This is a genomic window from Jidongwangia harbinensis, from assembly GCF_020216025.1.
GTDB lineage: Bacteria > Actinomycetota > Actinomycetes > Mycobacteriales > Micromonosporaceae > Actinoplanes > Actinoplanes harbinensis.
Genome location: NZ_JAIWNC010000017.1, coordinates 99,004 through 119,394, shown reverse-complemented (window position 1 = coordinate 119,394; position 20,391 = coordinate 99,004). Strand labels below are relative to the sequence as shown.

The window sequence follows — 20,391 nt, the reverse complement described above, 5'->3', positions numbered from 1 at the left end:
TGGGAACGGGTCCGGATCCGGCCGGAACCTAGCGCGTTGAAAGTTTTCATGCATAGGCTGTGGGGGTGAATGACACAGTCGTCAGGGTGCTGGACCTCGTCCAGGGCGCACGACTCACGCCGACCCAGCGGCGGATCGCCCAGTGCCTGGTGCAGCACGCCCCGCGGGCGGCGTACCTGTCCGCGGCCGAGGTGGCGGATCTGGCGGGGGTGAGCCAGCCGTCGGTCACCCGGTTCGCGCTGGCGCTGGGGTACCCCGGCTATCCGGCGCTGCGCCGCGAGTTGCGGGGGGCGGTGGACGCGGCCGGCGTGCCGGACGCGGGCGCGAACGCGATGCAGCGGGCGGTGCAGGGCGAGGCCGAGCACCTGGCCCGGCTGCGGGACGAGCTGACCGATCCGAACCCGGTGCAGCGGGCGGCGAAGCTCCTGGTGGCGAGCCGGCCGTTGCCCGTGCTGGGGTTGCGGGCGGCGGCGCCGCTGGCCGCGTACTTCGGATACTTCGCGGCCAAGGTGCACCCGGACGTGCGGGTCCTCGACGCCGGCGGCACCGGGCTGCTGGACCGGCTGGACCAGGCCCGCGCCGCCGGGGGCACCGCGCTGCTCGCGGTGGTGCTGCCGCGGTATCCGCGGGAGTCGCTGCAGGCGGTCCGGGAGGCCCGGGCGATCGGGTACGCGGTGGTGGCGGTGACCGACTCGCCGGTCAGCCCGGTCGCCGAGTACGCCGACGTGACGCTGCCCGCGGCGGTCGGCACCCAACTGGTGTTCGACCTGCACACCGGCCCGATGACGATGGCCATGGTGCTGCTGCAGGCGATGTGCGACGCGGCGCCGGAGCCGGTGCAGCGCCGCCTGGAGGAGTTCGAGGCGAGCGCCGCCCGCCGCAACGTGTTCACTGCCTAGAGAGGGGACTTCGGTGCAAGCGCCACGCGGCACGTCGTACACCGCGAAGGGTTGGCCCCAGGAGGCCGCCAAGCGGATGCTGATGAACAACCTGGACCCCGACGTGGCCGAGCGTCCGGAGGATCTCGTCGTGTACGGCGGGACCGGCCGGGCGGCGCGGGACTGGCCGTCGTTCCACGCGATCGTCCGCGAGCTGGACGTGCTCGCCGACGACGAGACGCTGCTGGTGCAGTCCGGGAAGCCGGTCGGGGTGTTCCGCACCCACGAGTGGGCGCCGCGGGTGCTGCTGGCCAACTCCAACCTGGTGGGCGACTGGGCGACCTGGCCGGAGTTCCGCCGGCTGGAGCAGCTGGGCCTGACCATGTACGGGCAGATGACCGCCGGTTCCTGGATCTACATCGGCACCCAGGGCATCCTGCAGGGCACGTACGAGACGTTCGCCGCGGTGGCGGCCCGGCGGTTCGGCGGCGACCTGGCCGGGACGCTGACGCTGACCGCGGGCTGCGGCGGGATGGGCGGCGCGCAGCCGCTGGCGGTCACCATGAACGGCGGCGTCTGCCTGATCGTCGACGTGGACCGGACCCGGCTGCAGCGCCGGGTGGACACCCGCTACCTCGACGTCATCGCGGACGATCTCGACTCCGCGGTGCGGGCGGCCGAGCAGGCCCGCTCCCAGCGTCAGGCGCGCAGCATCGGGGTGGTCGGCAACGCCGCCGCGGTCTTCCCGGAACTGCTCCGGCGGGGCGTGGCGATCGACATCGTCACCGACCAGACCAGCGCGCACGACCCGCTGAGCTACGTGCCGCTGGACACCGATCCGCGGGACGCCGCGGTCAAGCCGGAGGAGTACACCGACCGGGCCCGGGCCAGCATGGTCCGGCACGTGGCGGCCATGGTCGGGTTCCTGGACGCCGGTGCGGAGGTGTTCGACTACGGCAACTCGATCCGCGGCGAGGCGCAGCTGGGCGGGTACGACCGGGCGTTCGCGTTCCCCGGTTTCGTGCCGGCGTACATCCGGCCGCTGTTCGCCGAGGGCCGGGGCCCGTTCCGGTGGGCGGCGCTGTCCGGCGACCCGGCCGACATCGCGGCCACCGACCGGGCCGTGCTGGACCTGTTCCCGGACCAGGAACCGCTGGCCCGGTGGATCCGGCTGGCCGGCGAGCGGGTGGCGTTCCAGGGGCTGCCGGCCCGGATCTGCTGGCTCGGGTACGGCGAACGGGACCGCGCCGGGGTGCGGTTCAACGACATGGTGGCGTCCGGCGAGGTGTCCGCGCCGATCGTGATCGGACGGGACCACCTGGACGCCGGGTCGGTCGCGTCGCCGTACCGGGAGACCGAGGCGATGGCCGACGGCTCCGACGCGATCGCCGACTGGCCGTTGCTGAACGCGCTGGTCAACACGGCGAGCGGGGCGAGCTGGGTGTCCATCCACCACGGCGGCGGGGTGGGCATCGGGCGGTCCATCCACGCCGGGCAGGTGTGCGTGGCGGACGGGACGGCGCTGGCCGGGCAGAAGATCGAACGGGTGCTCACCAACGATCCGGGCATGGGGGTGATCCGGCACGTGGACGCCGGGTACGAGTCGGCCGCGGCGGACCGCGTGCACATCCCGATGGGGCGGTCGTGACCGGCGCTGGTGTTCCACTGGAGCGCTCCAGTGGAACACCGGCGTCGTTCCGCGACCTGTGGGCCGAGATCGCGCCGATCGGGCGCGACCCGGCGAGCGGCGGCTACCTGCGGTACGCGTTCACCGAGCCGGAACTCGCCCTGCGGGACTGGTTCCGCGCCCAGGCCGCCCGCCGCGACATGACGGTCACCGACGACGGCAACGGCAACCTGTTCGCCTGGTCCGGCGACCCGTGGCCGCCGGACACGGTACTGACCGGCTCGCACTTCGACTCGGTGCCGCACGGCGGCGGGTACGACGGCCCGCTCGGCATCGTCAGCGCGTTCCTGGCCGTGGACCGGCTGCCCCGGGACGCCGCCGCGAAGGTGGGCGTGGTCGCGTTCGCCGAGGAGGAGGGTGGCCGGTTCGGCGTACCGTGCCTGGGCTCGCGCCTGTTCACCGGCGTGATCGCACCGGACCGGGCGGCGGAGCTGCGGGACGCGGCCGGCGTGGGTTTCGCCGAGGCGCTCGGTGCCCGCCCGGCCGGCGCCCGGCCCGACCTGCTGGGCCGGGTGGCCGCGGTGGTGGAGCTGCACATCGAGCAGGGCCGGAACCTGGACGTGCCGGTCGGGGTGGCCAGCGCGATCTGGCCGCACGGGCGCTGGCGGTTCGACTTCACCGGCGACGCCGACCACGCCGGGACCACCCGGATGGCGGACCGGCGGGATCCGATGCTGACGTTCGCGTACACGGTGCTGGCCACGAACAAGGAGGCCCGGCTGTCCGGTGCGCACGCCACCATGGCCCGGGTGACGGTGCACCCGAACGCCACCAACGCCATCCCGTCGCTGGTGCGCGGCTGGCTGGACGCCCGGGCCGCGGACGCCGCCACGCTGGACGCGCTGGTGGAGGCGGTGACGAAACGGGCGGTGGATCGCGCCGGCCGGGACGGCACCGGGGTACGGGTGGAGCCCGAGTCGGTGTCGCCGGAGGTGGCGTTCGACGCGCGGTTGGCGGAGCGGCTGGCCGGGGCGCTGGGCGGCGTGCCGATCCTGCCCACCGGCGCCGGGCACGACGCCGGGGTGCTGTCCGGGCACGTGCCCACGGCCATGTTGTTCGTCCGCAACCCCACCGGGGTGTCGCACTCCCCCGCCGAGCACGCCACCGACGCGGACTGCGCGGCCGGCGTGGACGCGCTGGCCTTCGTGCTGGGCACGCTGACGTGAGGTACCACGCCGGATTCGCGTGGGTGGACGGCCGGGTGGCCACGGACGTGCTGCTCGAGATCGACGGCGGCCGGTTCACCGCGGTCCGTACCGGGGTCCCGGCGGGCGACGCGACCCGGCTGCCCGGCCTGGTGCTGCCCGGCCTGGCCAACGCCCACTCGCACGCGTTCCACCGGGCGCTGCGCGGCCGCACCCACGACGGCCGGGGCAGCTTCTGGACGTGGCGGGACCGGATGTACGCGGTGGCCGCCCGGCTCGACCCGGACAGCTACTTCGCGCTGGCCCGCGCGGTGTACGGCGAGATGGCGCTGGCCGGGATCACCACGGTCGGCGAGTTCCACTACCTGCACCACGCGCCGGACGGCACCCGGTACGCCGACCCGAACGCCATGGGTCACGCGGTGACCGCCGCCGCCCGGGAGGCGGGCCTCCGGATCACGCTGCTGGACACGCTGTACCTGACCGCGGGCGTGGACGGCACGCCGCTGCAGGGCGTGCAGCGCCGCTTCGGTGACGGCGACGCCGCCGCCTGGGCCGCGCGGGTGGACGGGCTGCGCGGCGACGACCGCACCCGGATCGGTGCGGCCGCCCACTCGGTACGCGCGGTGCCGGCGTCCCAGCTCGCGGCGCTGGCCGGCCGGGCCCCGCTGCACGTCCACCTGTCCGAGCAGCGCGCCGAGAACGACCGGTGCCGGGCCGTGCACGGCTGCACCCCCACCGAACTGCTGCGCCGGCACGGGCTGCTCGGCGCCGGCACCACCGCCGTGCACGCCACCCACCTCACCGACGACGACGTCAAGGCCCTCGGCGACGGCGGCACCGGCGTCTGCCTCTGCCCCACCACGGAACGCGACCTGGCCGACGGGATCGGGCCGGCCCGCGCGCTGGCCGACGCGGGCAGCCCGCTGAGCCTCGGCAGCGACAGCCACGCGGTGGTCGACCTGTTCGAGGAGGCGCGGGCCGTGGAGATGCACGAACGGCTGACCACCGAACGCCGCGGCCACTTCGCCGCCGCCGAGCTGATCGCCGCGGCGACCGCGCACTCCGCGCTGGGCTGGGACGACGCCGGCACGCTGGCGCCCGGCCGGCGCGCCGACCTGGTCGCGGTGTCGCTGGACAGCGTCCGCACCGCCGGTGTCGACCCGGCGGGCGCGGTGTTCGCCGCCACCGCCGCCGACGTCACCCACGTGGTCGCGGACGGCCGGCTGATCGTCGCCGAGGGCCGGCACACCGGGTTCGACGTACCGGCCGCGCTGCGCGACGCGATCCGGCAGGTGACCCGGTGAGCCTCCTGATCGACGCCATCGGCGAGCTGGTCACCAACGATCCGGCCGCCGGGACCGGACCGCTCGGCATCGTCACCGACGCCGCCGTGGTCACCGACGGCGACCGCGTCGCCTGGGTCGGTCCGGGCGCCGCCGCACCCGCCGCCGACCGGCGCATCGACGCGAGCGGCGCAGCGGTGCTGCCCGGCTTCGTGGACAGCCACACCCACCTGCTCTTCGGCGGGGACCGGGCCGCCGAGTTCGCCGCCCGGATGGCCGGCGAGCCGTACACCGGCGGCGGCATCCGCACCACGGTCGCCGCCACCCGCGCCGCCGGCGACGACGACCTGCGCCGGTCCGCGCGGCGCCTGCTCACCGAGGCGCTGCGGCAGGGCACCACCACCATCGAGATCAAGAGTGGGTACGGCCTCAGCGTCGCCGACGAGGCCCGCATGCTGCGCCTGGCCCGCGAACTGACCGAGGAGACCACGTTCCTGGGCGCACACGTGGTCCCCGCCGGACACACCCCCGTCGAGTACGTCGACCTGGTCACCGGCCCGATGCTGCGGGCCGCCGCGCCGTACGCGAAGTGGATCGACGTGTTCTGCGAACGGGGCGCGTTCGACGGCGACCAGGCCCGGACGATCCTCGCCGCCGGGGTGGCGGCGGGCCTGCAGCCGCGGATCCACGCCAGCCAGCTGGCCGCCGGTCCCGGGGTACGGCTCGCCGTGGAGCTGGGCGCCGCCAGCGCCGACCACTGCACCCACCTCACCGCCGCCGACGTCGACGCGCTCGCCGGCTCGGACACGGTCGCCACGTTGCTGCCCGGTGCCGAGTTCTCCACCCGCTCGCCGTACCCGGACGCCCGCGCGCTGCTCGACGCCGGTGCCACGGTCGCGCTGGCTACCGACTGCAACCCCGGTTCGTCGTACACGTCATCGATGCCGTTCTGCATCGCGCTCGCGGTCCGCGAGATGCGGATGACGCCCGCCGAGGCCGTGCACGCGGCCACCGCCGGCGGCGCGCGGGCGCTGCGCCGCACCGACGTCGGCGTGCTGCGCCCCGGCGCCCGGGCCGACCTGATCGTCCTGGACGCACCCAGCCACCTGCACCTGGCCTACCGGCCCGGAGTACCTCTCGTCCGTACCGTTCTGCACCACGGAGCGCCGCTATGACCGTCATCGTGGAACCCACCGGCGTCAGCCCGGCCGACGTCCTCGCCGTCGCCCGCCACTCCGCCCGGGTCGAGATCGCCGAGGCGACCGTGGCCGCGATGGCCCGCAGCCGCGCCATCGTCGACACCATCGAGGCCTCCGGCCGCCCGGTGTACGGCGTGTCCACCGGCTTCGGCGCGCTCGCCAACACGTCCATCGCCCCGGAGCGTCGGGCCGAACTGCAGCACGCGCTGATCCGCTCGCACGCCGCCGGGATCGGCGCACCGATGCCCCGCGAGGTGGTGCGGGCCATGCTGCTGCTGCGGCTGCGCTCGCTGGCGCTCGGCCACTCCGGGGTACGCCCGGTGCTCGCCCAGGGCATCGCCGACCTGCTGAACGCGGACATCACGCCGTGGGTGCCGGAGCACGGTTCGCTGGGCGCGTCCGGCGACCTGGCCCCGCTGGCACACTGCGCGCTGGTGCTGCTCGGCGAGGGCTGGGTGCTCGGCAAGGACGGTGCCCGGACGGCCGCCGCCGAGGCCCTGCACGCGGCCGGCCTGAGCCCGCTGGACCTGGCCGCCAAGGAGGGCCTGGCGCTGATCAACGGCACCGACGGGATGCTCGGCATGCTGCTGCTGGCCGTCGAGGACGCCGGTCACCTGTTCACCATGGCGGACGTGACCGCGGCGCTGGCCATCGAGGCCATGCTCGGCTCGGAGCGCCCGTTCCTGCCGGAGCTGCACCGGATCCGCCCGCACCCCGGCCAGGCGGCGTCCGCCGCGAACATCCACCGCCTGCTGCAGCACTCGGCCATCATGGACTCGCACCGCGACGACCTGGCGCACGCGGTGCAGGACGCGTACTCGATGCGCTGCGCCCCCCAGGTGGCCGGTGCGGCCCGGGACACCCTGGACTTCGCCACCACCGTGGCCGGCCGGGAACTGCGCTCGGTGGTCGACAATCCGGTGGTGCTGCCGGACGGCCGGGTCGAGTCCACCGGCAACTTCCACGGCGCGCCGCTCGGCTTCGCCGCCGACTACCTGGCCATCGCCGCCGCCGAGGTGGGCGCGATCGCCGAACGCCGGGTGGACCGCCTGCTCGACGTCACCCGCAACCGCGACCTCCCGCCGTTCCTCTCCCCCGACGCCGGCGTCAACTCCGGGCTGATGATCGCCCAGTACACCGCCGCCGGCATCGTCGCGGAGAACCGGCGGCTGGCGTCCCCCGCGTCGGTCGACTCGCTGCCCACCAGCGGCATGCAGGAAGACCACGTGTCGATGGGCTGGGCCGCGGCCAAGAAGCTGCGCACGGTGCTGGACAACCTGACCAGCCTGCTGGCGGTGGAGCTGCTGAGTGCGGTACGCGGCCTGCAACTGCGGGCGCCGCTCACGCCGTCCCCGGCCGGGCAGGCGGCGGTGGCGGCGATGGCGGGGGTCGCCGGGGTGCCCGGGCCGGACGTGTTCCTGGCGCCGGTGCTGGAGCAGGCACGCACGGTGGTCCGGGACCGGGCGTTGCGCGCCGACATCGAGCGCCGCATCGGCACCCTCCAGTGACGACGTCGGGGTGACCGCGCTGGTGTGCCGGTGGAGCGCTCCCCTGCACACCAGACGGAGGGCGGCGGCAGTGCCTGCGGTCGGGCGCCGAGGCGGAGGGCACCACGTTCCACTTCCTCGACGCCGCGCCCGCCGAGCGTTTGCTATCCCGCCCTTCTAGCCGCCCTCAGCAGCGGGCACGACGGTCGTCGAGGCTGGGCATTCCCGACTATCCCGGCGCGCACCGCGGCTACTCCCGGCAGATCTTGGAGCACTCGTCGAATCTTGGCGCGAAACTGCCCTCCTGGGGGCCGCCCGCCTCCAAGATTCGTCTTCGGCTCCAAGATCTGTAGCACTCCGGGGGGGTAAACCAACTGTTAACGGGCAAGTCACCGCCGTGGAAAGCGGGCACCGGGCCTCCGATTCACTCACCACAGTGCTCAGATAACCGGCAATCGCCGCACCTGCGGCCCAGCGCCCTAACTCAACGACATCGTGCAGTCTGCCTCGGGCGCGCCTCCAGGCGTGCGGGCGTGTGAACTTGCGGCGCGGTCGGCACCTCGGCTCCCCACGAGCCGCCCTGCCCACTGAGGCGTGCGGATCTACGGCACCCAGCGCACCACACCTCCCCACAAGCCGCCCCAGCCTGCCCGGGCGTGGCGCTGGCGGCGTAATGGAAAAGCCGCATTCCGCCCGTCTACGAAGAAGGTGTGGCCCCTGGTACCGGCGCCAGTGCGCCTGCAAGCGCCGAGACAGGAGGCGCTCCGCCCCCAGGCGAGACAGGAGGCGCTCCGCCCCCAGGCGAGACAGGAGGCGCTCCGCCCGGGCCGACGGGGCGGGTGCGGCGCGATGTGGCGGGAGCGGTCTCAGCGGGGCAGTTCGCGGGCGATGACCTTGGCCAGCTTGCGGAGTGCCTGGCCACGGTGGCTGATCGCGTCCTTCTCGGCCGGGGACAGTTCCGCGTTGGTGCGGTCCTGGCCGTCGCCCACGAAGATCGGGTCGTAGCCGAAACCGCCGGTGCCGCGGCGGGCGCGCAGGATGCGGCCGGTCTGGCGGCCCTCGACGAGGTGTTCGCGGCCGTTCGGCAGCACCAGGGCGGCCGCGCACACGAAGGCGCCGCCGCGGTGGTCCTCGCCCACGTCGGAGATCTGCGCCAGCACCAGGTCGAGGTTGGCCTGGTCGTCGCCGTGTCCGCCGGACCAGCGGGCGCTGAACACGCCGGGCATGCCGTTCAGGGCGTCGACGGCCAGGCCGGAGTCGTCGGCGACCGTGGGCAGGCCGGTGCGGGTGGCGCCCTCGCGGGCCTTGATCAGCGCATTTTCGCCGAAGGTCAGCCCGGTCTCGGGGACGTCGGGGTAGCCGGGGAAGTCGTCCAGGCCGGCCAGCTGGACCCGGCCGGTGCCCAGTGCGGCGTCCAGGATGCGCTGCAGCTCGGTCAGCTTCTTCCGGTTGGCGGTGGCCAGCAGGAGCTTGGCGGTCATGAGGTGAGCGCCTTCTGCTGGGCCAGCGCCAGGTCGGCGCAGCCCTGGACGCCCAGGTCGAGCAGGGCGTCGAGCTGGTCGCGGCGGAAGACGTTCGCCTCGCCGGTGCCCTGGACCTCGACGAAGTCGCCGTCGCCGGTGCAGACCACGTTCATGTCGACCTCGGCGGTCACGTCCTCGGCGTACATCAGGTCGAGTCGGGCCTCGCCGTCGACGATGCCGACGCTGACCGCCTGGATGGAGCGGCTCATCACCGCGGCCGGCTTGCCGGCCAGGGACTTGCGGTCGGCCAGCCACGACACGGCGTCGTGCAGGGCGACGTAGGCGCCGGTGATCGCGGCCGTGCGGGTGCCGCCGTCGGCCTGCAGCACGTCGCAGTCCAGCACGATCGAGTTCTCGCCGAGCGCCTTCAGGTCGATGGCGGCGCGCAGGCTGCGCCCGATCAGGCGGGAGATCTCCTGGGTACGCCCGCCGACCTTGCCCTTGACGCTTTCCCGGTCGCCGCGGGTGTTGGTGGCGCGCGGGAGCATCGCGTACTCCGCGGTCACCCAGCCCAGGCCGGAGCCCTTGCGCCAGCGCGGGACGCCCTCCGTGACGCTGGCGGTGCAGAGCACCCGGGTGTCGCCGAACTCGACGAGCACCGACCCCTCGGGGTGGATGCTCCACCGGCGGGTCAACGTGACGGGGCGCAGTTGGCCGGCTTCGCGGCCGTCGGGACGTGCCATGCGAGCCACCTTATGCGTAACGGGGAGTGCCGGTGTCGTCCGCCCCGGTAGTGCCGGCGGTGTGTGCCGTCCAGCTGCCGGACAGCGCGCCGACCGGCACCGCGGGGCGCAGCGGGGCGGTCCGGCGGTCCGGGCCGGTGACGGAGTTCGGCGCGCCGGTGGGGCGCGGTTGGCGTACCACCGCGGTGGCCGGCCGGTCGGCGCGGTGGGCCCGCAGGAAACCGGCCACGGCCTGCGGCCAGCCGAACAGCTCGGCGCGGGCACGGGCGGCGGCACGGCGGTCGGCCTCGGGGCGGTCCATCAGCCGGCGTACGCCCTCGGCGAAGCCCTCCGGGGTGCCGGGCATGGCCACGCCGGCGGCGCCGATCACCTCGGGCAGCGCGCTGGCCTGGTTGACCACCACCGGGGTGCCGCAGGCCAGTGCCTCCAGCGCGGCCAGCCCGAACGTCTCCACCGGGCCCGGCGCGACCAGCACGTCGGCGCTGGCCATCAGCGCCGCCACGGCCTCCCGGTCGGCGATGTGGCCGGCGAACCGTACCGGCAGCCGGGCGGAGCGGTAGGCGAGCGCGGCGCGGCGGGAGCCGTCCCCGGCCACCACGAGCACCGCGGGCGCCTTGTTGCCGCGGAGGGCGGCGACGGTGTCCACGGCCAGTTCGGGGCGCTTGTCGGCGGACAGCCGGCTGCAGTACACGATCAGCAGTTCGTCGGGGCGGGCGTACCGGGCCCGGACCGCCGGGTCGGCGGCGCGCGGGTGGAACGTCTCCAGGTCGACCCCGAGCGGGACCTCGACCAGGTTGGGTACGCCCAGGCGGCGGAACTCGGCGGCGGCGAACGCGGTGGTGCAGACGATCTGGTCGTACATCTGGGCGGTCTGGCGGTTGAGCCGGTCGGCGAGCGCGTCCCGGGCCGGCATGCCCCAGACGCCGAGCAGGCCGCCCAGGCTCTCGTGCGACACCATCATCGAGCCGACCCCGCGGTCCCGCGCCCAGCGACCGGTCCAGCGCAGGGTGGCCCGGTCGGAGACCTCGATCCGGTCGGGTTCCAGCGAGTCCAGCAGGCGGGTCAGCTCGCGGCGGCCGGCCAGGACCCGCTGGCCACCGGTACGCGGCAGCGTCGTGCCGGGCAGCGTGATGACCCGGCCCTGCGCGGTCGTCTCGTCGGAGTGGTGCCGGCCCGGGATGATCAGGACGGCGTCGTGGCCGGCTCGCTGGTAGCCCTCACCGAGGTTGCGCAGTGCGGTACGGAGACCACCGGAACGGGCCGAGACGAAGTTGGCCAGCCGGACGATGCGCATGCAGTGCACTCCAAACGGGGAAGGCTCGCAGGGCTCAGAGATCGTAGCGGCAGCCGGGCCGGACCACTTCGACCGGTCCCGCGTATGCGGCGGACGCGGCCTCCACAGTAGAGGCCTCGCTTCCCCAGGCCGGAACGAGGTGGGTCAACAGGAGCCGGCCCACATCGGCCTTGGTGGCCGCCTCGCCCGCCTCCCCGCCGGTGAGGTGCAGGCCGGGCGGGTTCTCCACACCGTCCAGATAGCTGGCCTCGCAGAGGAACAGGTCGGCGCCCTGGGCGAGTCGCAGCAGCGCCTCGCAGGGCGCGGTGTCCGACGAGTACGCCAGGACCCGGCCGCCCTGCTCGACGCGGACGCCGTACGTCTCGATCGGATGGTTGACCCGGTCCACGGTGACCGTGAACGGGCCGATCGGGAACGTGCCGGGCTGCAGACCGTAGAACGAGTACACGTCGTCGACCGGTTCCGCCTCGGAACTGTAGGCGGCGGAGATCCGTTCGGCGGCGCCCATCGGCGCGTACACCGGCAGCGGCGGGCGGGGGCCGTCCGGCGCGTACCGGCGCACCACCACGTAGGTGCAGGCGTCGAGCATGTGATCGCAGTGCAGATGGGTGAGCAGGATCGCGTCGACGGCGTCGAGGTCGGCGTACCGCTGCAGAGCGGACAGTGATCCGGATCCGAAATCGATCAGGAGCCGGAATCCTTGGGCCTCCACGAGGTACGCGGAACACGCCGCCTCGGGGCCGGGAAAACTGCCGGCACAGCCGAGAACGGTCAGTCGCATGCGGGTCCCTCTGGCTCACGCTCGGTCGTCCACGCTCCGCCCGACCGGCCCGTGGTGCAGTCTGCAGACCAGTCAATCACGGACCGAAGCGTACGCCGGGACCAGCACGCGAAGTAAATGTCTGATGGATTTGTCGCCAAATCGACAAGGAACGTCACAGCGATGGTGACCGGATTCATCGACAACCGCGTTACGCCTCGTGAGCCATCTGCGTTGCACACGGTGAAGAGATATCGATCGCAATTCGGAGGCGCAGTGACGACCGAGGTGGAATCGGCAAGCGACGTGCTGCCGTTCGGGTGGAGTACCGACTCCGACGAGGGCGACGTGCTGTTCCGCTTCCCGGCGGCCGGCGACCCGGCACCGCGTACCCGGCGCCTGCTGATCATGACCTTGTACGCGTCCGCGCTGGGGCTGATCGGCGTCGGCGTGGGCATCCGCGGCCTGGTCTCGGTGATCGGCGGCGGCGTACCCGGCTGGTACGTGCCCACGCTGGCCGCCGCCGGCCTGCTCAGCGTGGGGCTGGTGGTCGGCGCGGTGCTGTCCATCCACCGGCGCCGGTTGCCGTGGCTGCTGCTGGGCGCCGCCGCGGCACCGGTCACCGGCGATGTCTTCCTCGCGGTGGCCTACTGACCTAGGCCCAGAGCTGGCCGTCGAGGGCGTCCTCGGCCTCGGCCAGGGTGCCGCCGTACGCGCCGGTGGACAGGTATTTCCAGCCGCCGTCGCAGACCACGAACGCCACGTCGGCGCGGCGCCCGGCCTTGACCGCCTCGTGCGCCACGGCCAGCGCCGCGTGCAGGATGGCGCCGGTGGAGAAGCCGGCGAAGATGCCCTCCACGTCGACCAACTGCCTGGTCCGCAGCACGGCGTCCCGGGTGCCCACCGAGAAGCGCCGGGTCAGCACGGACGCGTCGTACAGCTCGGGGACGTAGCCCTCGTCGATGTTGCGCAGCCCGTACACCAGTTCGCCGTACCTCGGCTCGGCCGCGACGATCTGGATGCCGTCGACCTTCTCCCGCAGGTAGCGGCCGGTGCCCATGAGCGTGCCGGTGGTGCCCAGGCCGGCCACGAAGTGGGTGATCGTGGGCAGGTCGTGCAGCAGCTCGGGGCCGGTGGTCTCGTAGTGCGCCCGGGCGTTCGCCGCGTTGCCGTACTGGAAGAGCATCTTCCAGTCGGGATGCTCGGCGGCGATCTCCTTGGCGGTCGCCACGGCCTGGTTGGAGCCGCCCGCGGCGGGCGAGAAGATGATCTCCGCGCCGTACATCCGGAGCAGTTGGACCCGCTCCGAGCTGACGTTCTCCGGCATCACGCAGACCAGCCGGTAGCCGCGCAGCTTGGCCACCATGGCCAGGGAGATGCCGGTGTTGCCGCTGGTCGGCTCCAGAATGGTGTCACCCGGGCGCAGCCGCCCGGCCTCCTCGGCCTCGCGGACCATGAAGAGCGCCGGGCGGTCCTTGATGCTGCCGGTCGGGTTGCGGTCCTCCAGCTTTGCCCAGAGGCGCACCGGCGGTGCCCCGTCGGGCACCGTCGGCGAGAGGCGGGGCAGGCCGACCAGCGGCGTGCCCCCGCACGCGTCCAGCAGGCTCTCGTAGCGCGCCATGGCGGCGCGCCTCAGCGACCGAGCAGCGCCGCCGCGGCGGCGAAGCCGAGCGCGCCACCGGCCACGGCCGGCAGGATGGTGATCGAGTCACCGTCGGCGACCTTGGCGTCCAGCGCGCCGAGGAAGCGCACGTCCTCGTCGTTGAGGTAGATGTTGACGAAGCGGTGCAGCCCACCCTCCGGCGTGATGAGCCGGCCCTTGAGCCCGTTGTGCTTGGCGTCCAGGTCGTCGATCAGGCCGGAGAGCGTGTCGCCGGAACCCTCGACGACCTTCGCACCGCCGGTGTAGCTGCGCAGAATGGTGGGAACGCGAACTTCGATAGCCATGACTGTGATGCTCCTAGAAATACGGTCGAACGGCGGGCGGGTCGGTCGGTCGGGGCGGTCGCTCAGCGACACTCGTAGTACACCGACACGGGACTCTGCCCGAACATGTACGACTGCACGGCATGCACACTCACGCGTCCACCGTCGCATCCACGATGTTGACCTCTTCCTCGGTCACCACGTTGTCCACGATACGGAACGAACGGATTTCCGTGGAGTCCGGCTCACGTGTCGAGACGAGGAGGTAGTGCGCACCCGGTTCACCGGCGAACGAAATGTCGGTCCGCGACGGGTATGCCTCGGTCGCCGTGTGCGAGTGATAGATGATCACCGGTTCCTCGTCGTTGTCGTCCATCTCGCGCCAGACGCGCAGTTGCTCAATGGAGTCGAACTCGTAGAACGTCATCGACCGGGCGGCGTTGTCCATCGGGATGAGCCGGGTCGGCAGGTCACTGCCGGCCGGGCCGGCGACCACGCCGCAGGCCTCATCGGGGTGGTCCCGGCGAGCGTGGGCGACGATCGCGTCAAGGATCGCGCTGTCGATGGTCAGCACGTGTCTCACATTACCGTGGCTTTTCGCCCGGCCGGGCGTGGCCGTGCCCACAGCGGGTACGCCCGGTGTCATGAAGCAGCGGACTATCGGAAATGTTCAGGTGAGCGCCGTCGGACTGGGCGGCATGCCGATGTCGATCGAGGGCCGGCCGGACCACGCCCGCTCGATCAGCACGATCATCGCCGCGCTCGACGCCGGCGTCACGCTGATCGACACGGCCGACGCGTACCACCTCCACGCCGACGAGGTCGGTCACAACGAGACGCTGATCGCCCAGGCGCTGGCCGCCTGGAACGGCGACGCGTCCGCGGTCCTGGTCGCCACGAAGGGCGGTCACCTGCGGCCCGGGGACGGCTCGTGGACGCTCAACGGCGACCCGGCGTACCTCAAGCAGGCCGCCGAGGCGTCGCTGAAGCGGCTCGGCGTCGACGCGATCGGGCTGTACCAGTTCCACCGGCCCGACCCCAAGGTCCCGTACGCCGACTCGGTCGGTGCGATCCGCGACCTGCTCGACGAGGGCAAGATCCGGATGGCCGGCATCTCCAACGCCGACCCCGGGCAGATCCGCCAGGCCCAGGAGATCCTCGGCGGGCGGCTGGTGTCGGTACAGAACCAGTTCTCGCCGGCGTTCCGGTCCTCGGAACCGGAGCTGCGCCTCTGCAACGAGCTGGGCATCGCGTTCCTGCCGTGGTCGCCGCTCGGCGGCATCGGCAAGGCCGGCGAGCTGGGCTCCCGGTTCGCCCGGTTCGCCGAGATCGGCCGCGACCACGGGGTCAGCCCGCAGCAGGTGGTGCTGGCGTGGATGCTCGCCAAGTCCGAGCAGGTGATCCCGATCCCCGGGGCGAGCCGCCCGGAGTCGATCACCGACTCGGCGAAGGCGCCCGAGCTGGCGCTGTCCGAGGCCGAGCTACGCGATCTCGGGTAACGCGTTGAGCAGGGACTCCTGCAGGTAGCCCAGGTACGCGTACACGGACAACTGGAACACCCGGCTCGACGCCGGATCGTGCAGCACCGCGTCGTCGAGCTCCTCGCCGAGGTCGGTGTCGGGGCGGATGTCGAGCCGGGTGCCCATCGCCAGCCGCGCATCGTTGATCGCGCGCAGCCAGGCCTCCGCGGTCTCCGCGTCCAGCCGCACCTCGCCCGGCCCGTCGTCGGGCAGCGCGGCCAGGATGGCGCCGGCCTGGTCGATCTTGCCGGTCTTCAGGTCGCCCTCGGTGTACTCCCGGAACTCGGCGGAGTCCTCCGGCCGGTTCGGGTAGATGTCCGGGAACAGCCGCCCGACCACCGGGTCGCCGTGGTCGAACCCGTCGGTGAGCAGCGCCACCACCTCGGCGGCGACCTTGCGCAGCACCCGGACCTCGTCCACGGCGAACGCGGCCACGCACTCGTTGCCTGTACGTCGGAACATGCCTAGCCCACCCGCCCGCTCACGCCCGGTCCACCGTCGCCCACAAGCCATACCCGTGCAGCTGGGCAGCGTCCATCTCCATGCGCTCGCGTGCACCGGTGGAGACCACCGCCTTGCCCTTGTTGTGCACGTCCAGCATCAGCTTCTCGGCCTTGTCCCGGCTGTACCCGAAATGCTTCTGGAAGACCCAGGTGACGTACGACATGAGATTCACCGGATCGTCCCACACGATGGTGACCCAGGGCCGGTCATCCGCGGGGACCTCCTGGATCTCCGGCGTCTCGACGGGAGCGACCTGAGGCAACGCCATGCCCCCCATCGTGCCACGCGGCTCCGGACCCGTACGGAACCCGGCGGGCGTACCCGTCGGCGAAGCGGTCTGCGGGTAGCGAAAGCGCTGGTCCGAGCGCCGGCGGCGCCCGGACCGTCCCGCCAGACGGCCCGGGCTGTCCACCGACCCCGGGAACCGTACGCACCGCCGCGGCCACCACGAAGGAGGCGCGTTACTCACGGTTCGCTATAGCGCTACTCATTGTCGGCTTGAGTACAGCCCGTGACCGGGGCGTGACGAATATCGATATGCTGACCGGGTGAGGCAGTGGAGGTTCGTCGGCCGCACCCATGAACTCTCCCGCTCCCGCGCCGCGGCCAGCCGCCGCGGCGGTGGGCTGGTCCTCAGCGGCGCAGCGGGTGTCGGCAAGAGCCGGTTGCTGCGTGAGGCGGTGGCCGCGCTACCCGCGGAGGAGTATGCGGTCCGCCTGGCCGCCGCCAACATCGGCAGCTCCGGGCTGCCGTTCGGCGGCCTGGCCCAGGTACTCCCGCCGGACCCGCCGGCCGGGCTGTCCGCCGCCGGGCTGCTGCGCTGGGCCGTGGACGCCCTGCGCGCCGAGGCCGGCGACCGACCGGTGGTCCTCGCCGTGGACGACGCCCACCTGCTCGATCCGCCCTCCGCCGCGCTGGTCCACCTGCTGGCCCGGGAGCGCACCACGCTGCTGGCCACCCTGCGCACCGGGGAGCCGGTGCCGGCACCGATCGGCGCGCTCTGGACCGAGGGCCTGGTGGAACACGCCGAGCTGGCCCCGTTGACCACCGACGAGTCCCGGGAACTGCTGGCCGGGATGCTGGGCGGGCCGGTCGACCGCGGGTCGGCCGGGCGCCTGACCCGGCTGGCCGGCGGCAACCCGCTGATGCTCCGCGAGCTGGTGCTGGCCGCGACCGGGGGCGGCGAGATGCACCAGGTGTACGGGGTCTGGCGCTGGACCGGCCGGCTCACCTTCGCGCCCAGCCTCGCCGACCTGGCCGACGCCCGGGTGGGCAACCTCACCCCGGGGGTACGCGAGGTGCTCGAACTGGTCGCGTTCGGCGAGCCGATCGGGTTGCCGCTGCTGCTGCGGGCCGCCGACCCGGCCGACGTCGAGTCCGCCGAGGAACGCGGCCTGATCCGGGTCGTCGAGTGCGACCGCCGCCACGACGTCCGGCTGGCCCACCCGCTGTACGGCGAGGTGGCCCGCCGCCAGTGCGGGTTCACCCGGTCCCGCCGCCTCCTCGCCACGCTCGCCGACCTGGTCGAGAGCACCGGCGCCCGGCGCCGCGACGACCTGCTCCGGGTGGCCGTGTGGCGGCTCGACTCCGGTACCGCCCAGGACGGTGCCCTGCTGCTGAACGCCGCCGCGCAGGCGTTCGACCGGTTCGACCTGGCCCTCACCCAGCGCCTCGCCGAGGCCGCCCGGGACGCCGGCGCCGGCTACGAGGCGGAGGAACTGCTCGCCACCGCGCTGCTGTTCGCCGACAAGCCGGACCGGGCCGTCGCGGTCCTGCGCGCGGCCCCCGGCGGCCCACCGGCCCGGCAGGCCACCGCGCTGAGCACCGTCGCGTTCTGGGGACTCGGCGACGTCCGGGCCGCCGACGACCTCGCCGCCGCGCACACCGGCGACGCCGCCGACCGCGCACACATGCGCGCCGTCGAAGCGCTGATGCGACTGCAGATCAAGGAACTCCCCACCGCCCGGGTGCTGGCCTGCGACGTCCTCGCCGACCCCGACGCGGGCCGGTCGGCGCGGGAGGTGGCCCGATGCGTGCTGGCGTTCCTGGCCGCCGCGGAAGGCGACCCCGACGCCAGCAACCGGCTGCTCGCCGACGTGCAGTCGAAGACCGCCGCCTGGCGCCGCGACACCCCGGCCCTGCACTACGCGCTGCCGATGACGATCGGCACCCAGGTCTGCGTCGCGCTCGACCTGACCGCCATCGACCAGATCCTCGCCGACGAGTTCGCCGACCTGGCCCAGACCGGCGGATTCGGCTTCGGCTCGGGCTGGGCCGCGCTGCTCCAGGCGCACGCCGCCTGGCTGCGCGGGCGCACCGGGACGGCGCTGGAGGCCGCCGAGCAGGCCTGTGCGGCGCTGGCGTCCGGCCGGTGGTACGCCGGGGACGCGCACGCCGCCCACGCCCACATCGCGGCCCTGCGCGGCGACGCCGGCCAGGCCGTCGCCTCGATGGCCATCGCCGACCGGGCCGACAGCAACGGCAACGGCCCGTTCTTCCCGTGGCGCATCCAGTGCCGGGCCTGGGTCGCCGCGGCCACCGGGGACAACGCCGGCGCCGTCCGGATGCTCCAGGACCTGATCGGCCGGGTCCGGGCCGACGGCTTCGCCGGGCACGAACTGCTCGCCCTGCACGACCTGGTCCGGCTCGGCCGGCCCGACCTGGCCGCCGAACGGATGGCCACGCTGCTCACCACCGTGCCCGGCGGCCCGGTCGCGGACCTGCTCGTCCGGCACGCCCGGGCGGCCGCCGACGACTCCGCCCGCGACCTGCTCGCGGTCGCCCGCCAGTTCCGGGCCCGCGGCTACCTGACCTTCGCCGCGGAGGCCGCGGCCGGCGCCGTCCGGCTGTTCCGCGCGGCCCGCGACGCGCAGGGTCTCACCGCCAGCACCCTGCTCGGCGACATCCTGGAACACTGCGACATCCTGCGCACGCCGGTCCTGCGCAGCCTGCAACCGACGCTGACCACCCGGGAACGGCAGGTCGCCGAGCTGGCCGCCGAGGGCAACCGGAGCCGCGAGATCGCCGACCGGCTCTACCTGTCGCCCCGCACCGTGGAGAACCACCTGCAGCGGGTCTACGCCAAGCTGGGCGTCAACAGCCGCACCGAGCTGGGACCGGCACTGCGATCCCTGCCCCAGTGAACGCCCCCGTGCGGACCGCTCGCCGATCACCGCCGGGCTGACTCCCATAAAGTGAGGGCGTGACCGACTTCGCCCCCGCGCTGATGACCGACCAGTACGAGCTGACCATGGTCAGTGCCGCCCTCCGGGACGGCACGGCGAACCGCCGGTGCGTCTTCGAGGTGTTCGCCCGCCGGCTGCCGGTGGGCCGCCGGTACGGCGTGGTCGCCGGCCAGGGCCGCCTGATGGACCAGCTCCGCGACTTCCACTTCACCGGCACCGACATCGACTTCCTGCGCGGCGCCGGCATCGTCGACGCGGACACCGCGGCCTGGCTCGCCGACTACCGCTTCAGGGGCGACATCGACGGGTACGCCGAGGGCGAACTGTTCTTCCCCGGCTCCCCCATCCTCACCGTCTCCGGCACGTTCGCCGAGTGCGTGGTGCTCGAGACGCTGATCCTGTCGGTCCTCAACCACGACTGCGCCATCGCCGCCGCGGCCGCCCGGATGGTCACCGCCGCCCGGGGCCGGCCGATCATCGAGATGGGTTCCCGGCGCACCCACGAGGAGGCCGCGATCGCCGCCGCCCGGGCCGCGTACCTGGCCGGCTTCGCGTCCACCTCGAACATGGCGGCCGGGGCCCGGTACGGCATCCCCACCACCGGCACCTCCGCGCACGCGTTCACGCTGCTGCACGACGACGAGCCGGCCGCGTTCAAGTCCCAGGTCGACGCGCTCGGCAAGAACACCACGCTGCTGGTCGACACGTACGACATCGCCCAGGGCATCCGCAACGCCATCGCGGTGGCCGGTCCCGACCTGCGGGCCGTGCGGATCGACTCCGGTGACCTGTCCGTCCTGGCCCAGCACTCCCGCGAACTGCTCGACTCGCTCGGCGCCACCGAGACGAAAATCATCGTGTCCGGTGACATGGACGAGTACTCGATCGCCACCCTCGCCGCCGAGCCGGTCGACATGTACGGCGCCGGCACCGCGGTGGTCACCGGCTCCGGCGCGCCCACCGCCGGCCTGGTGTACAAACTGGTCGAGGTCGAGGGGCGGCCGGTGGTCAAGCGCAGCGAGAACAAGGCGACCGTGGGCGGCCGCAAGACCGCCGTGCGCCGGCACAAGCCCACCGGTACGGCCACCGAGGAGATCGTCTTCTCGCAGGGCGTACCCGATCATCTGTCCAACGACCGGCTGCTGCAGGTCTCGTTCGTGGCCGGCGGCGAGGTGGCCGAGCCGGTGCCGCTCGCCGAGTCCCGCGACCACCTGCGGCAATGCCTGATCTCCATCCCCTGGGAGGGGCTCAAGCTCTCGGCCGGCGACCCGGCCATCCCGGTCACCGTCGTCAGTGCCTGAGGTTCCGTCCCAC

The 20,391-nt window shown here is 73.4% G+C and carries 18 protein-coding genes and 1 pseudogene; 10 read left to right on the top strand and 9 right to left on the bottom strand.

Annotated features, from left to right (window positions below; genetic code table 11):
• The first annotated feature begins 65 nt into the window (after positions 1-65).
• From LDL48_RS21470 to hutH, 6 genes are read left to right on the top strand one after another with little or no spacing between them, the layout of a single operon-like run.
• Positions 66-899 (top strand): MurR/RpiR family transcriptional regulator, encoded by an 834-nt coding sequence (locus LDL48_RS21470; RefSeq protein WP_225256979.1) that lies wholly within the window; start codon positions 66-68, stop codon positions 897-899.
• A gap of 13 nt (positions 900-912) precedes the next feature.
• The gene (gene hutU / locus LDL48_RS21465; RefSeq protein WP_225256978.1) at positions 913-2,526 is read left to right on the top strand and encodes a urocanate hydratase; all 1,614 of its coding nucleotides are present in this window, start codon (positions 913-915) and stop codon (positions 2,524-2,526) included.
• Positions 2,527-2,543: 17 nt separating this feature from the next.
• A complete protein-coding gene (locus LDL48_RS21460; protein WP_225257069.1) occupies positions 2,544-3,731 on the top strand; it encodes an allantoate amidohydrolase in 1,188 nt (395 codons plus the stop codon).
• Complete coding sequence (locus LDL48_RS21455; protein ID WP_225256977.1) at positions 3,728-5,017, top strand: formimidoylglutamate deiminase; 1,290 nt, start codon at positions 3,728-3,730, stop codon at positions 5,015-5,017. Before LDL48_RS21460 ends, LDL48_RS21455 begins: the two co-directional genes overlap by 4 nt.
• A complete protein-coding gene (hutI, locus tag LDL48_RS21450; protein WP_225256976.1) occupies positions 5,014-6,171 on the top strand; it encodes an imidazolonepropionase in 1,158 nt (385 codons plus the stop codon). Before LDL48_RS21455 ends, hutI begins: the two co-directional genes overlap by 4 nt.
• Positions 6,168-7,703, top strand: coding sequence for a histidine ammonia-lyase (hutH, locus tag LDL48_RS21445; RefSeq protein WP_225256975.1), 1,536 nt, complete (start codon positions 6,168-6,170; stop codon positions 7,701-7,703). The genes hutI and hutH overlap by 4 nt, the downstream gene beginning before the upstream one ends.
• Positions 7,704-8,548: 845 nt before the next feature.
• Here hutH and rdgB read toward each other — a convergent pair.
• Genes rdgB through LDL48_RS21425 form a run of 4 tightly spaced genes read right to left on the bottom strand, consistent with a single transcriptional unit; the run spans position 8,549 to position 11,963 of the window.
• Positions 8,549-9,163, bottom strand: coding sequence for an RdgB/HAM1 family non-canonical purine NTP pyrophosphatase (rdgB, locus tag LDL48_RS21440; protein ID WP_225256974.1), 615 nt, complete (start codon positions 9,161-9,163; stop codon positions 8,549-8,551).
• On the bottom strand, positions 9,160-9,888 hold the full coding sequence (gene rph / locus LDL48_RS21435) for a ribonuclease PH (RefSeq protein WP_225256973.1): 729 nt from the start codon (positions 9,886-9,888) through the stop codon (positions 9,160-9,162). Before rph ends, rdgB begins: the two co-directional genes overlap by 4 nt.
• 10 nt (positions 9,889-9,898) lie before the next feature.
• A complete protein-coding gene (locus LDL48_RS21430; RefSeq protein ID WP_225256972.1) occupies positions 9,899-11,182 on the bottom strand; it encodes a glycosyltransferase in 1,284 nt (427 codons plus the stop codon).
• Between the two features lie 34 nt (positions 11,183-11,216).
• Positions 11,217-11,963, bottom strand: coding sequence for an MBL fold metallo-hydrolase (locus LDL48_RS21425; protein ID WP_225256971.1), 747 nt, complete (start codon positions 11,961-11,963; stop codon positions 11,217-11,219).
• A gap of 255 nt (positions 11,964-12,218) precedes the next feature.
• On the opposite strand from LDL48_RS21425, the gene LDL48_RS21420 reads away from it, so the two are divergent.
• Positions 12,219-12,596: a hypothetical protein gene (locus tag LDL48_RS21420; protein WP_225256970.1), complete on the top strand. Its 378-nt coding sequence runs from the start codon at positions 12,219-12,221 to the stop codon at positions 12,594-12,596.
• Between the two features lies 1 nt (position 12,597).
• On the opposite strand, the gene LDL48_RS21415 is transcribed toward LDL48_RS21420, so the two are convergent.
• The 3 genes and pseudogenes from LDL48_RS21415 to LDL48_RS21405 form a co-directional block, all read right to left on the bottom strand.
• Entirely contained in the window at positions 12,598-13,563 is a 966-nt protein-coding gene (locus LDL48_RS21415) for a PLP-dependent cysteine synthase family protein (RefSeq protein WP_225256969.1), read from the bottom strand.
• A gap of 11 nt (positions 13,564-13,574) precedes the next feature.
• Positions 13,575-13,889 (bottom strand): MoaD/ThiS family protein, encoded by a 315-nt coding sequence (locus LDL48_RS21410; protein ID WP_225256968.1) that lies wholly within the window; start codon positions 13,887-13,889, stop codon positions 13,575-13,577.
• Between the two features lie 62 nt (positions 13,890-13,951).
• Positions 13,952-14,442 (bottom strand): annotated as a pseudogene (locus LDL48_RS21405) (M67 family metallopeptidase).
• A 100-nt stretch (positions 14,443-14,542) separates the two neighbouring features.
• Here LDL48_RS21405 and LDL48_RS21400 point away from each other — a divergent pair.
• Positions 14,543-15,367: an aldo/keto reductase gene (locus LDL48_RS21400; protein ID WP_225256967.1), complete on the top strand. Its 825-nt coding sequence runs from the start codon at positions 14,543-14,545 to the stop codon at positions 15,365-15,367.
• Here LDL48_RS21400 and LDL48_RS21395 read toward each other — a convergent pair.
• Positions 15,350-15,850 carry a DUF2017 domain-containing protein gene (locus LDL48_RS21395; RefSeq protein WP_225256966.1) on the bottom strand — a complete coding sequence of 167 codons (501 nt, stop codon included), beginning with the start codon at positions 15,848-15,850 and terminating at the stop codon, positions 15,350-15,352. The genes LDL48_RS21400 and LDL48_RS21395 overlap by 18 nt on opposite strands.
• A 19-nt stretch (positions 15,851-15,869) precedes the next feature.
• Positions 15,870-16,160 (bottom strand): ATP-dependent Clp protease adapter ClpS, encoded by a 291-nt coding sequence (gene clpS, locus LDL48_RS21390; protein ID WP_225256965.1) that lies wholly within the window; start codon positions 16,158-16,160, stop codon positions 15,870-15,872.
• A 280-nt stretch (positions 16,161-16,440) separates the two neighbouring features.
• Between clpS and LDL48_RS21385 the strand changes: the two genes are divergently transcribed.
• Positions 16,441-19,035, top strand: coding sequence for a LuxR C-terminal-related transcriptional regulator (locus LDL48_RS21385; RefSeq protein ID WP_225256964.1), 2,595 nt, complete (start codon positions 16,441-16,443; stop codon positions 19,033-19,035).
• Between the two features lie 59 nt (positions 19,036-19,094).
• The gene (locus LDL48_RS21380; RefSeq protein ID WP_225256963.1) at positions 19,095-20,378 is read left to right on the top strand and encodes a nicotinate phosphoribosyltransferase; all 1,284 of its coding nucleotides are present in this window, start codon (positions 19,095-19,097) and stop codon (positions 20,376-20,378) included.
• Positions 20,379-20,391 lie beyond the last annotated feature (13 nt).